This is a genomic window from Alishewanella sp. WH16-1, assembly GCF_001441695.1.
GTDB lineage: Bacteria > Pseudomonadota > Gammaproteobacteria > Enterobacterales > Alteromonadaceae > Alishewanella > Alishewanella agri.
The window spans coordinates 94,305-107,042 of record NZ_LCWL01000145.1; the positions used below are offsets into that span (position 1 = coordinate 94,305).

General features: G+C 53.2%; 9 protein-coding genes and 1 pseudogene. 7 read left to right on the forward strand and 3 right to left on the reverse strand.

Annotated elements, in window-relative coordinates:
* Nucleotides 1-6: 6 nt before the first annotated feature.
* Nucleotides 7-1,035, reverse strand: coding sequence for an S-methyl-5-thioribose-1-phosphate isomerase (mtnA, locus tag AAY72_RS15450; RefSeq protein ID WP_057788715.1), 1,029 nt, complete (start codon nucleotides 1,033-1,035; stop codon nucleotides 7-9).
* Nucleotides 1,036-1,125: 90 nt separating this feature from the next.
* On the opposite strand from mtnA, the gene mtnK reads away from it, so the two are divergent.
* The 6 genes from mtnK to AAY72_RS15480 all read left to right on the forward strand — a co-directional run bounded on the left by mtnK (nucleotide 1,126) and on the right by AAY72_RS15480 (nucleotide 7,500).
* Nucleotides 1,126-2,325, forward strand: a complete 1,200-nt coding sequence (mtnK, locus tag AAY72_RS15455) for an S-methyl-5-thioribose kinase (RefSeq protein WP_057788717.1) — start codon at nucleotides 1,126-1,128, stop codon at nucleotides 2,323-2,325.
* Between the two features lie 124 nt (nucleotides 2,326-2,449).
* Nucleotides 2,450-3,130, forward strand: a complete 681-nt coding sequence (locus AAY72_RS15460) for an ABC transporter ATP-binding protein (protein WP_008985121.1) — start codon at nucleotides 2,450-2,452, stop codon at nucleotides 3,128-3,130.
* A complete protein-coding gene (locus tag AAY72_RS15465; protein WP_057788719.1) occupies nucleotides 3,118-4,059 on the forward strand; it encodes an HlyD family secretion protein in 942 nt (313 codons plus the stop codon). The genes AAY72_RS15460 and AAY72_RS15465 overlap by 13 nt, the downstream gene beginning before the upstream one ends.
* A complete protein-coding gene (locus tag AAY72_RS15470; RefSeq protein WP_008985119.1) occupies nucleotides 4,059-5,069 on the forward strand; it encodes an HlyD family secretion protein in 1,011 nt (336 codons plus the stop codon). Before AAY72_RS15465 ends, AAY72_RS15470 begins: the two co-directional genes overlap by 1 nt.
* The gene (locus AAY72_RS15475) at nucleotides 5,070-6,263 is read left to right on the forward strand and encodes an efflux RND transporter periplasmic adaptor subunit (RefSeq protein WP_008985118.1); all 1,194 of its coding nucleotides are present in this window, start codon (nucleotides 5,070-5,072) and stop codon (nucleotides 6,261-6,263) included. It abuts the gene before it with no gap.
* Nucleotide 6,264: 1 nt separating this feature from the next.
* A complete protein-coding gene (locus AAY72_RS15480; protein WP_008609743.1) occupies nucleotides 6,265-7,500 on the forward strand; it encodes an ABC transporter permease in 1,236 nt (411 codons plus the stop codon).
* 61 nt (nucleotides 7,501-7,561) lie between these two features.
* Here the strand turns inward: AAY72_RS15480 and AAY72_RS15485 are convergent, their stop codons facing one another.
* Nucleotides 7,562-8,161, reverse strand: a complete 600-nt coding sequence (locus tag AAY72_RS15485; RefSeq protein ID WP_008609744.1) for a redoxin domain-containing protein — start codon at nucleotides 8,159-8,161, stop codon at nucleotides 7,562-7,564.
* A gap of 34 nt (nucleotides 8,162-8,195) precedes the next feature.
* The gene (locus AAY72_RS15490) at nucleotides 8,196-10,241 is read right to left on the reverse strand and encodes a protein-disulfide reductase DsbD (RefSeq protein WP_231728982.1); all 2,046 of its coding nucleotides are present in this window, start codon (nucleotides 10,239-10,241) and stop codon (nucleotides 8,196-8,198) included.
* 197 nt (nucleotides 10,242-10,438) lie between these two features.
* Between AAY72_RS15490 and AAY72_RS15495 the strand changes: the two are divergent.
* Nucleotides 10,439-12,684, forward strand: a pseudogene (locus AAY72_RS15495) (TonB-dependent receptor).
* Nucleotides 12,685-12,738: the final 54 nt, after the last annotated feature.

The following is a 12,738-nucleotide window of genomic DNA, read 5'->3' on the forward strand; positions in this document are numbered from 1 at the left end:
GCCGACTTAATAGTTTAGTTGCTGTAGCACACCGGCAGCAATTTGCTGCTGGGTATAGACCCCGCTATCCAGCACCCAGCCGGTGACCAGCTTAGCCGGTGTTACATCAAAGGCCGGGTTAAATACCGGCGCTTGTGCCGGCGCCCACAGCGTTTGGCCAAAGAACCCCGACACACCGCGTACTTCATCCGCAGCGCGCTGCTCGATGGGAATAGCCCCCCCATCCGGACAGGCCAGATCGATGGTAGTACGCGGTGCCACCACATAAAACGGCACCTGATGATAATGCGCCAGCACCGCCAGGCTATAGGTACCGACTTTATTGGCAAAGTCACCATTGGCGGCAATTCGGTCGGCGCCAACAAAGATCCGATCCACCTCACCACGCGCCATTAACATCGCCGCCATATTGTCGCAAATCAGCTGATAGGGAATGCCCAGCTGTTCGCACTCCCAGGCTGTCAGCCGGCCGCCTTGCAATAAGGGGCGGGTTTCATCTACCCAGAGCCGGATAGCTTTGCCTTGCTGCTGCGCCAGCCGGATCACCCCCAATGCAGTGCCGACGCCAGCCGTGGCAAGGCCGCCGGTATTACAATGCGTCAGTAACCGCTCACCGGGTTGCACCAGCGCAGCACCATTTATGGCAAGTTGCTCACATAACGCCACATCTTCGGCAAACAAGGCTTCAGCACAGGTCACTGCCGCCGCGACAAAATCCGGCTGCGCCAGCGCCGCCAGCATGCTGTCCAGGTTATTCATTAAATTGACTGCGGTGGGCCTTGCCGCACGCAGCACAGCAGCGTCTTGCAGCAACTGCTCGCGGCTATCCCCCTGCAAGGCGCGGTAAGCCAGTAACAGCACAGCGCCAATGCCAATAGCCGGCGCACCACGTAATTGTAAGTTCTTGATCAGGCTCACCATCTGTGGCACGGTGGTGCAATGCAACCATTGCTGTTGCTGGGGCAGTAAGGTTTGGTCCAGCACATAGAGCTGTTGCTCGACGATTTTCAGGCTTAAGGCGGTCAGGTTTTTCATCTGTTTTATCTCATTTGGCGTTGCAGACGTCTGGATGTTTTGCGATTATGCAGCCCTGTTTACCCCCGAGCAAGTGATTGAGGCAACCCGATGACGGCTTATCATATCTTTACCCCGGACGATGCATTACGTTTTGCGGATCAGCATAGTGAACTCTTTGGCGATCACAGTAAATTATCTGCCGTTGAATTTGGCGACGGTAATCTGAATCTGGTATTCCGGGTCAGTAATGATAAAGGCACCTCGCTGATCGTCAAGCAGGCGTTACCCTATGCCCGTTGCGTGGGGGAAAGCTGGCCGCTTAGCACCGACCGCGCCCGGATCGAGGCCGAAGTGTTGCAGCAGCATGGCCGTTTTTGCCCACAGCATACGGTGGAAGTATTGCATTTTGAGCCAGCGTTGTCGGCTATTTTAATGGAAGACCTGAAGCAGTATCAGATTTTGCGCAGCGAACTGGTCAAGGGCAAAACCTTTGCGCATCTGGCCAGCCAGATGGCAACCTATCTGGCACAAACCTTGTTTTATAGCAGTGATTTTGTGCTGAGCGGCCCGGTTAAAAAAGCCGACGTGGCCCGCTTTATCAACCCCGAGCTGTGCCTGATCACCGAGGATTTATTCTTTACCGACCCTTACTGTAATCATGAGCGCAATACTATCCATGCCCTGATTCTGCCGCGGGCACGCCAGCTGTGGCAGGATGAAGAACTCCAGGCCGAAGTGGCGGCGCTAAAGGCCGACTTCTTATCCAAACCCCAGGCCTTGCTGCATGGTGATGTGCATAGCGGCAGTATCTTTATTAATGCGGATAACTGCAAAGTCATCGACGCCGAGTTTGGCTTTTATGGCCCGATCGGCTTTGATGTCGGGTCCCTGCTCGGTAACTTATTGCTAAACTACGTCGCCTGCCCCGGCCTGTTTGCGCCAGAGCAAGCAGAGCAGCAACAAGCCTATTTATTAGCGCAAGTCCGTGAGCTCTGGCAGCAATTTGCTGCGCAGTTTAGCCAGTTAATGGCCAGCGAAACGCAAGATAGCGCCCTGCAAAACAGCCGCTACCAGCAACACTTTTTACAGCAGGTATTGGCAGATAGTCTGGGTTACGCCGGTTGTGAGCTGATCCGCCGTACCGTTGGCTTGGCGCATGTCGCTGATTTGGAGAAAATTACTGATGCCAAAAAGCGGGCTGAGGCGGAACTGCGGGCGATTGAGTTAGGGCGGGCCCTGATTATGCAACGGGCACAGTTAGCGCAAATGGATGCCGTACTAACCCTGGTGCAACAAGTTGCAGTATAAGTTAACGCCACCTGGTACGCTGTTCCTGAAATAACTGCTTACATTTTTCGCTGCGACCTTACTGGTCGTAGCAGGCCCGGCTATGGCAGACTGTTGTTAATAAACTATTACAACAGGGATGACGATGATTTCTGCCTCGGCATTAAACAAAGTGTTTGGTAGTGGCGATACCCAGGTGCAGGCGTTACGGGATGTCAGTCTGCAAATTGCTGAAAACGAATTTGTTGCCATTATGGGCAGCTCCGGCTCCGGCAAATCGACACTGATGAATATTCTTGGCTGCCTGGATACGCCAAGTAGCGGCAGCTATCAGTTAGCCGGTGCCGATGTCAGCCAACTGGATGACGCCGCCCTCTCCGCCATGCGTAATCAGCATATCGGTTTTATTTTCCAGTCTTTTCACCTGTTACCACGCCTTAGCGCGGCCGAGAACGTGGCGCTACCGCTGCGCTATACCGCTACGCCGGCTGAGCAGGCATTACAACGGGCCGAAACCTTGTTACAGCAGGTTGGTCTGGGCCATCGCATGCACCATAAACCAGCCGAGATGTCCGGCGGCCAGCGCCAGCGCGTTGCTATCGCCCGCGCCCTCATCAATAACCCCAAGGTGATCTTTGCCGACGAGCCGACCGGCAACCTCGACAGTAAAACCTCAGTCGAAATTATGCAGCTGTTAACCGAGTTACACCGCCAGGGCAATACCGTGGTGATGGTAACGCATGAGGATGATATCGCTGCCTATGCACAACGGGTGATCCGGATGCGCGATGGCCAGATCCTGGAGGATAGCGGATGTTCAGTCTGAGTTTTGTCTTTGCGCTGACACTCAGTCAGCAAGCCGAGCAGCCATTACCGCTGCTGTTAACCGGTAGCCTGGTCTCGGAATACCGGCAAAATATTGTGGCGCCGATGAGCGATACCTGGCGCATTCAAGTGCAATGGCTAAAACCGGAAAACGAAGCAATTAAGGCCGGCGACCTGGTTGCGGTCTTTGATGCCGGTACCATTCAGGCCAGTATCGAGCGCCTGAAGACATCGCTGATCAGTGCCCAGGAGCAGTATAAACAGTTGGAAAGCCAGCATGCGCTCAAGGTGCTGGAGGCCGAATATGAATTAGAACGCCGTCAGTTATTGCTGGAAAAAGCCGATATTGATGCCGCTGTACCCAAAGACAACCTCAGTCTTTATGATTATGAGAATAACCAGTTAACCCAGCAGCGTGCCCGTACCGAGCTGAAAAAGGCTCAGGAAACCCTGGTTACCGCGCGGCAGGAGCAGAAAAACGCCCTGTATAAGCAACAACTGGTGATAGAAAAAACCGCCGCCGATCTGGCTGAGGCCGAACAAAACCTCAGTAAAATGAGTGTGTATGCCGAACGTGATGGCGCCATCAGTTATAGTTTGCATCCCTGGTATCGCACCAAGCTCTATGCCGGAGTGACGGCTCAGCCGGGCTGGTTAATTGCCGAGGTAACAGAACAACAAGGCTTGTACGTTGAGGCCTGGGTACATGAGGTCGATGTCGGCCGCTTGCGGCAGGCCAGCCGGATCAGTGCCCGCTTTGATATCGCCCCGGAACAGCAGTTCGCACTGCAATTACAGGAATTAGCCGGTCAGGGTGAAAAGCGTCAGGCTTGGGGTAATGCCTTGTACTATCGCGCTAAGTTCACGGCTGAAAGCTTACCTATTAGCCAACCGATGTTGGGCATGGGCTTACTACTGGAGGCCCGCTAATGACAGCACGCTACCTATATCTTCGTATTACTCTGCTTAGCCTGGGCCTGCTTGGGCTTAGCGCCTGTAGCAAACCGGCAGAACAAGTCAAAGAGCAGCAGCAACGGCAACAGGTTCGGGCCACCGGACAACTGGCAGCCGCTACATTTTTTACTGTTTCACCACCGGCTGTCGGTCGGATGTGGCAGTTTAACATCCGCGAAATGGCACCGGAGAGCAGCATGCTGCAGCCCGGCATGCCGGTCATCAGCTTTGATGGTCAAAGCCTGCAGGATGATTTACGCAATAAAAGTATCGAACTGAAAAGTGCGCAGCAAGAGTTGGCAAACCGTCTCACCACAGATGAGCAGCGCTATGAAGAGCTGAAGCTGCAACTGGCGGAACGCAAAAACGATCATGACCGGGAACAACGCAAGGCAGAAATCGTCGATCATTCCCGCTCAGAAAATGACAGACGCAAAGCACAAATTGACTTTACGCTGGCAAAAAGCCAATACCAGCTGGCACAGCGCCGGCTGGATTTTCATCAGCAGCAACGCGAAGCAGAAAAGCAGATTATCTCATCAAAAATTGCCCGCTTAACTGCTGAAGTCCAGCAACTGCAGGCCGAGTTCGCCTCGTTACAAATCAAAGCCCCCTATGCCGGCATTATGGTGTATTTACCGGACTATAACGGCGAGAAATCTTCCGTTGGCGACACCGTGCAATTCGGGCAACCCGTTGCCGAAGTTAGTCAGTTGGAAAGTTTGTATATTAAAACCGAAATTGACGAAGTGGATCTGAAGTACCTGCAACCCGGCCTGAGTGTACAAATCACGCTGGATGCCTATCCCGAGCGTAACTTTAGCGGGGTACTGACTGACCTGGGCAAGGCGGTACGCAATAAATCTGCCGAGAACCTGAGCCGGGTGGTCGACGCCAGCATTAAACTGGATGAACCGGACTTAAGCATTATGCGCCCCGGTATGAGCGCCCGTTTAGTGATTCGTCTGTCGCAGGGAGCGAACTAAATGCGTCTATTAAAAAACTCCGCTCTGAATCTCAGCCTTTGCGCCCTACTGCTCACCGGCTGTACCGATCCGGCGCAAACGCAGCCGCTGCTCACAGTCAGCCAGGGTGAGCTGGAGCACCGTATTAGTGCCGAAGGTGAACTCTTTGCCGTAAACTCGGTAAGCATTAATGCGCCACAAAATACCCGTGGCCCACGTTTTATTGCCGAATTAGCCCCCGAGTACAGCAGTATCGCGCCGGGAGATCTGGTGATCCGCTTTGATGCCACCCAGCTGGAGCGCAGTCGCCGCGATGCCGGTAATTCGCTGGCGGCAGTATTATCCGATCAGCAATTTAAAGGCACTCAGCAAGCCGCAGAGCTGGCCAATATTGGTCTGGACCAAAGGCTGGTGCAGCAGGAGTTTGCCTTCGCCGATCGTTTTAGCATTGATGACATCCAAATCCGTTCGCGGCTGGAAATTCTCGATTCACTGCAAAACAAAGAGTTCCTCGGTGAGAAACAAGCCTACCTTAACTGGCAGCAACAAAGCTTTGCCGCCCGCTCGCAGGGCGAGCTGGACTTACTGCAATTGCAAAAAGGTCAGCAACAAAGTTTGCTAGAGCAAGCCGAAACCGGCTTGTCAGCGCTGGAAATCCGGGCCCCTCACAGCGGTATCCTGCTATACGACAGCAACTGGCGCGGTGAAAAGCCAGAGGTCGGTCGCATGGTATTCCCCGGTGAAAAACTGGGGAGTATCCCCGATCTCAGTTTACAGCACCTGAAGTTACAAATTATCGAACAAGAAGCCGTTGGCCTGGCAGTGGAGCAACCGGTGTCATTCCGGCTCACCGCGCAACCGGAACAGGTACTACAGGGTAAAATTGTTAGCGTGGGTCAGGTAGCGCAATCCCGCGAGCGGCGCGATCCTCGCCGCTATATCGAAGTGATAGTGGCGCCAGACAGCCAGCAAAGCTTCTTCTTGCCGGGTGCGAAAGTCCGCGCCGATATTCTGGCTAACCGTTTAACGCAGGTGCTGACCGTGCCATTACAAGCGGTGTTTAGCGATGAGCAGGGGCAATATGTCTGGAAACAGCAAGGCACAAGTTTAACCCGTCAGGACGTGAGTTTGGGTGCGAAGAGTCTGACACATGCCGAAATTACCGCTGGCCTGAAAGCCGGTGATCGCATCAGCCTGCTGGCACCGGAGAATTAATATGCAACATAGTGCAATGCTCAAAGATACGCTGGCCGAACTGGCGCAGCATAAGTTACGCACCTTCCTGACCTTACTGGGCATGATCTTCGGTGTTGGCGCAGTGATCGCCATGTTGAATATTGGTGAAGGCGCAGAGCGCGAAGCCTTAAAAACCATTGAAACCATGGGCCTGCGCAATATTATCGTCGAAAGTAAAAGCTTTGATGAGAAAACCCTGCTCGAGCATCGTAAACATTCACTGGGAGTCAGTCAAAGCGATCTGCAGGCGGCGGTCAGCACGCTACCGGATATCACCGGCCACAGTGCCGAACGCAAGCTGGAAACCTATGCCATTATCAGCCATAGCGGCAAAAGTGAGGGTGTTGCGGTCGGTGTCTTACCCAGCTACCTGGAGCTGAGTAGTCTGCCACTGGCAGCCGGGCGTAACTTTACCGAACTGGAAGATCTGTATGCGGCCCAGGTGGCGATCCTGGGCTCGCAGATGGCTGGCAGCTTGTTTCCGGACGGCGAAGCACTGGGAAAATACGTGAAGGTTAACCATGTCTGGCTGCAGGTGATTGGCGTGCTGGCCGAGCCCTTCACCAGCCAGAATGAATTTCAGGGTATCAAACTTGGCGGCGAGCAGAACCAACTCTTTATGCCGCTGCAAACCGCCCGTAACCGCTTTCGCAGTATACCGCTGGATGCTGAGTTAAGTTCGTTCCGCTTACAACTGGCTGAGGGCGCCAATACCGCAGTGATAGCGCAGGCACTTAACGCTTTGCTACTGCAGCGCCATAATGATATTGATGATTATCGGATCGTGGTGCCGGCGGCCTTACTGGCACAGCAGGAACAAACCCAGAAAATTTTTAATATCGTGATGTCCTGTGTCGCCGGTATTTCGTTGCTGGTTGGCGGTATCGGTATTATGAATATTATGCTGGCGACCGTACTGGAGCGGACCAAAGAAATTGGCTTATTGCGGGCCATTGGTGCCACCAAACGTGATATTAAACTGCAGTTTGTCGCCGAGAGCTTTACCATTGCTATTGTTGGCGGTATTGCCGGTATTCTGTTCGGCATTATTCTGTCGGAATTAATCGCCTTTTATTCCGGTTGGGCGGTGTCCTGGTCGCTACCGGCCATCGTGCTGAGCTTTAGCATCTGTGCACTGATTGGTATCGCCTTTGGCGTCTATCCGGCGATTAAGGCCTCAGAGCTGGATCCCATCACCGCGCTGCAAACCGATTAACAACCTACTCTTCAATGTTCTCCGCGCTGAAGCAAATAGCATCAACGCAGATAACAATCGCTTAGTACTTAATGCTGCAACCATAAGGCCGGCTTACCGCCGGATCCGGCGCTTGCCCGGCCAGCACGGCTTTTGCCGCATTGGCAAAGTACGGCGTTGCCGTTTGGATATCTTCTACTTTAGCAGACGGAATGCTATCAATACCGCCCATATACTGCAGTACACCGTTTTTGTCGATCACATACATATGTGGTGTGGTACGCGCATCATAGGCTTTCCCCATCACGCCGTCTTCATCAAAAATAACTGCGGTTGGCGCGGCGCCACGGCTGCTGGTCAGCTCATCCGATTTTGCCTGATTCACATGGCCTTGCTTACCTGGTGCCGAGGAGATCACGCTCAGCCACACTACATCTTGCGCCGTCAGATCTTTTTGCAGTTGCTGCATATTGCCCTGATAGTGTTTTACTACAAAGGGGCAATCGTGATTGGTCCACTCCAGCACCACATTCTTGCCGGCGAAATCCTGCAGGCTATGCACCTGCCCGGCGGAATCTTTTACGGTAAAAGCCGGTGCCGGTTGACCAACCTGCGGCGCAGCAGCCAGGCTACCGGCGAACACCGCCGCAGCGGCCAAAGCTAACAATTTCATCTTTTTCATCATAGACTCCTGTTGCGTTGAAAAACGGGCGACCTTACTGACTACTCAGTCGCTCTAAAGTTTGCCGGAGCGTATCCGGCGTTAAAATCTGCGGTAATACTTCTGGCGCCTGCCCGGGCCAATACAACACATATAGCGGCACGCCATCACGCTGGTATTGGTGTAAATAGGCGGTAATATCGGCATCACGCCGCGTCCAGTCGCCTTTTAAATAGGTCACATCATACAGCGCCAGCGCTGCTTTACTGCTTTCGGTATTTAGCGCCACCCGCTCATTGACCAGACAGGTAATACACCAGTCGGCCGTCATATTCACCAGCACCGGCTTGCCGCTTTGTCGCAGCTGCGCCAGTTTATCCGGGCTCCAGGCTTGCCAGTGCGCATCTGCCGCCGCTGCGGCCGGTGTCGCACTGTCCGGCACTAAGCGCAATACCCCAACTGATAATAAGAGTAGCAGCGCCGCCAATAGCGGGCGGCCCCAGCCGGCGCGGCTAAACTGCCAACTACCGTATAACCAGCAGGCAGCGGCGATTGCCACCATACCGCAAAGCAGCACTGCGACCGCATCGATACCCGCCTGGCGACCAAATACCCAAACCAGCCATACTGCACTTAAATACAACGGAAACGCCAGCAGCTGCTTAAGCGTATCCATCCAGGCACCGGGTTTGGGCAGTGCCTGCGCTAATGCCGGCAAATAGGCCAGCAGCAAAAATGGTAACGCCATCCCCAAGCCCAGTGCGACAAAGACCAGTAAGGCTAACAGCGGCGGCTGGGTGACGGCATAGCCTAAGGCTCCGCCCATAAAGGGCGCAGTACAGGGGCTGGCAACTACCACGGCCAGCACACCGGTAAAAAAGCTGCCTTTGGCACCTTTGCTCTGGGTTAAACCGCTACCGGCACTCATCAGGCCAAGGCCAAACTGCACCACGCCGGATAAACTTAAGCCCAGGGCAAACAGTAAATACGCTAATAAAGCCACCAACCAGGGGCTTTGTAACTGGAAGCCCCAGCCCACTGCCGAGCCGGCCGCGCGCAGTGCCAGTAATAACAGCGCCAGACTGACAAAACTGAGCACCACCCCTAGCGTGTACCAGATTGCATCGCGGCGTTGCTCAGCACGCTGCCCGCTATTCGCGGCGATACTTAACGCTTTGAGTGACAGCACCGGAAATACGCAAGGCATCAGATTTAGAATCAGACCACCGGCGGCAGCCATAAGCAGAACCAGCCACAGGCTAGTGCTTTCCGCCGCAGTGGCAGGGCTACTCTCAGCTGCCGCCTCTAACAGCACGCTGTAGCCCTGGCCGTTACCACTTACCAGCACCAACTCAAAACTGTCCGCGGCACTGGTAAAATAGGTATTCAGATTTTGCCGCAGTAACCATTCACCTTCGCTGAATACCAGTTGTTGTTGTGCAGCATGATCCACCAGCTCAGTGGCGGCGACAAAAAACTGCTGAAAATCGACATCCGGCAAACCGCTAACTGCTGCAGAGAAGCTACCGCCAGCAGTATCAAAGCTGCCGCGTACCGCTAATGGCAAGGGCTGACTGCTTTTACCCCGGGCGATCAGAGCGGTGGCACTATCAGACAGCACCGCCGCTGAACCCACTGTCAGCTCGAGCTGAAATTCGGCATCTGCCGGGATACAAATTTCCTCACAGACCAACCAATCAACCTTAGCCTTAATCGGCAGGCTGCTGTCGGTATAATCGAGTGGTATTGTTAATTCTGTCAGCAGGATAGTCGGACCAGCGAAACCATAGTTCATTAGGGGAGGAATAGAAAACGCCTGCGGTGTCGGCCACTGGATAGGACCGGTGCTAACGCCTTCGGGTAACTGCCAGCTAATACTAGTAGGCAAGCCCGAGTCACCGGGGTTTTGCCAGTAGGTATGCCAGTGTTCGTCCGGAATAAAATGCAACGCCAACAGCAGTTTTTGCCCCGGCATCACTTGCTGATACTCGCTGACCAGCTCAGCCCTGATGTGCTTACTTTCTTGCCAGCCACTGCTGTGCGCCCAGGCTGCGGTACTGATACAGCAGCACAACAGCATGCTAATGAAAATTCTGAACACTGTTTCCACCTCCGGTTATTGGTTTACGTTAATACAACATCTGCGATCAACCGACCAGAGAAATTGCGGTAAAATTAAGCTAAAAGCAGGCAAATACACGACAAACCGCTATAATAGAGCGCCGTCTGCAGTCACTGTGGTCACTCCAGTTCTTCGCGCAGACTGCATCATCTTCTAACAACTAAGGTGTAACATTCATGACCCTATTTACCAAATCTGCTGTGTTTGCAGCGGTACAGGCTGCACTGTTCGGTGCAACTCTGGGTTTTTCTCCAGTGCTGCTAGCACAGGAAAGTGACAAAGATCCGGCCGCTGAAGAGAAAAAACTGGAAAAGATCACTATCACGGCACAGCGCCGCAGCCAAAGCATTCAGGAAGTACCGATTTCTGTCGCTACCCTGTCGGGTGAGAAATTCGATAGCATTTTCGTCTCAGGAGACGATATCACCGCCCTGGCGATTAAAGTGCCTGGCCTGTATGCCGAAAGTTCGAATGGCCGCGCAGCACCACGCTTTTATATCCGGGGTTTAGGTAACACCGATTTCGATTTGGCCGCCTCACAACCAGTATCGATCGTGATGGATGACGTGGTAATGGAAAACGTGATCCTAAAAAGTTTTCCACTGTTCGACGTGCAGCAGGTGGAAGTCATCCGCGGGCCACAGGGTACATTGTTCGGCCGCAACACCACAGCCGGTATTATTAAGTTTGATAGCGTGAAACCCCGCCAGGATTTTGATGCCTATCTGAAAACGACCGCCGGCACTTTGGGTACCGCGCATTTTGAAGGTGCTGTCGGCGGCGGCCTGACCGATTCGCTGTCGGCACGGGCCTCGTTCCTGTCACAACACCGCAGTAACTGGATCGATAACAGCTTTACCGGTCAGAACGATGTGATGGGTGGCTACGACGAGCGCGCCGGCCGCCTGCAGTTTTTTTTTATGAAAACGAGCAGTTTGACGCCTTATTCCAGGTACATAGCCGTAACTATGACGGTACCTCGACGATGTTCCGCAAAAACATCTTAAGCCCTGGCAGCAACAAGCTGAACCAGAACTATGACCGTGATGTGGTGGCTTATGATGCGCCGGGTAATAACGTACAGCGCTACGATGCCTGGGGCAGCTCGCTGAAATTCGATTTCCATTTAGATGGTATGACGCTAACCAGCATTTCGGCGATTGAAAAAGCAGCGGGTGGTGGTATCGGTGATATCGACGGTGGTAACCCGGATCAGGCGGGTGCTGCCGCAGTGCCTAATGCCGTCACTGAAGATCAGCTGAAAGATTTAAAGCAAGTCACCCAGGAAATTCGTTTAGCCAGTGATACCAGCACTGCGCTGAGCTGGCAGGTAGGTGCCTTCTATTTCGACTCGTCGTTTGGTGTTAATACCATTGACGGTTTCTTCGGTGCCACTGAAGTATTCCACGGCAATACCAGTTGGGCGCTGTTCGGCCAGACCTCTTATCAGGTTAACGATAAGCTGACTCTGACCGGTGGTTTACGTTACACCGATGACGAAAAAACCTTCTCGGTCGGCCAGCAAAACGTTGATGGCTTCGCCTTAGTAATTGGCGCAGCACAAATCCAGCAGTATGACCCGATTAAAGTGCGCGATGATCAAATTAGCTGGGAATTAAGTGCGAATTATCGCCTTACCAACAGCACCAGCGTATTTGGCCGGGTGGCTGAAGGTTTCCGCGCCCAGACCATTCAGGGTCGTGATGTGGCCTTTGAAGCACCACCGTCAGTCGCCGGTGCCGAAACCATCACCTCGTTTGAAGTGGGTACCAAGTCTGATCTACTGGACAATACGCTGCGCTTAAACGCTGCCCTGTTCTATTACACCATTGATGATATTCAGTTATCTGCGATCGGTGGTCAGACGCAGGGTAACCAGCTGATCAATGCCGACAAAGGCACTGGCTATGGCTTTGAAGTCGACTTCGACTATCGGGTACTGCCAAACCTGAGTTTTGGTGGTGGTTTTAGCTATAACAATACTGAACTGAAAGACGATACGCTGACCGTCGCGCCTTGTGGTTCTGGCCTTTGTACTGTGCTGGACCCAAGAACGGCTGATGGCTTAGCGTTGATTAATGGCAATCCGTTCCCACAAGCGCCGAAAACCATTCTGACACTGAATAGCCGTTATGCCTATCCGGTCGACAGTGGTGAAATTTATGTGTTTGCAGATTACCAGCTGCAGGGTAAAACCAATTTATTCCTGTATGAGTCTGCTGAGTTCCGTAGCAATAACAACCACGAAGCCGGTTTACGTGTTGCCTACGTTAATGATCAGCACAACTACGAAGTGGGTGTATTTGGTCGCAACATCACCGATCAGGACAACCTGAAAGGCGCAATCGACTTTAGTAACCTGACCGGCTTTGTCAATGAGCCGCGGGTATTTGGCGTTGATTTTAGAATTAACTTCTTCTAAGCCATTGCGTTAATGATAAAAGGGCAGCGATGGCTTAATGCCGGTCAGTTAAGC

Bases quoted from the DNA above. Each gene is read 5' to 3' on its own strand.
- AAY72_RS15460 (WP_008985121.1), top strand. From the start codon at position 2,450: ATGATTTCTGCCTCGGCATTAAACAAAGTGTTTGGTAGTGGCGATACC.
- mtnA (WP_057788715.1), bottom strand. From the start codon at position 1,035: ATGAAAAACCTGACCGCCTTAAGCCTGAAAATCGTCGAGCAACAGCTC.
- AAY72_RS15465 (WP_057788719.1), top strand. From the start codon at position 3,118: ATGTTCAGTCTGAGTTTTGTCTTTGCGCTGACACTCAGTCAGCAAGCC.
- AAY72_RS15485 (WP_008609744.1), bottom strand. From the start codon at position 8,161: ATGAAAAAGATGAAATTGTTAGCTTTGGCCGCTGCGGCGGTGTTCGCC.
- AAY72_RS15475 (WP_008985118.1), top strand. From the start codon at position 5,070: ATGCGTCTATTAAAAAACTCCGCTCTGAATCTCAGCCTTTGCGCCCTA.
- AAY72_RS15470 (WP_008985119.1), top strand. From the start codon at position 4,059: ATGACAGCACGCTACCTATATCTTCGTATTACTCTGCTTAGCCTGGGC.
- mtnK (WP_057788717.1), top strand. From the start codon at position 1,126: ATGACGGCTTATCATATCTTTACCCCGGACGATGCATTACGTTTTGCG.
- AAY72_RS15480 (WP_008609743.1), top strand. From the start codon at position 6,265: ATGCAACATAGTGCAATGCTCAAAGATACGCTGGCCGAACTGGCGCAG.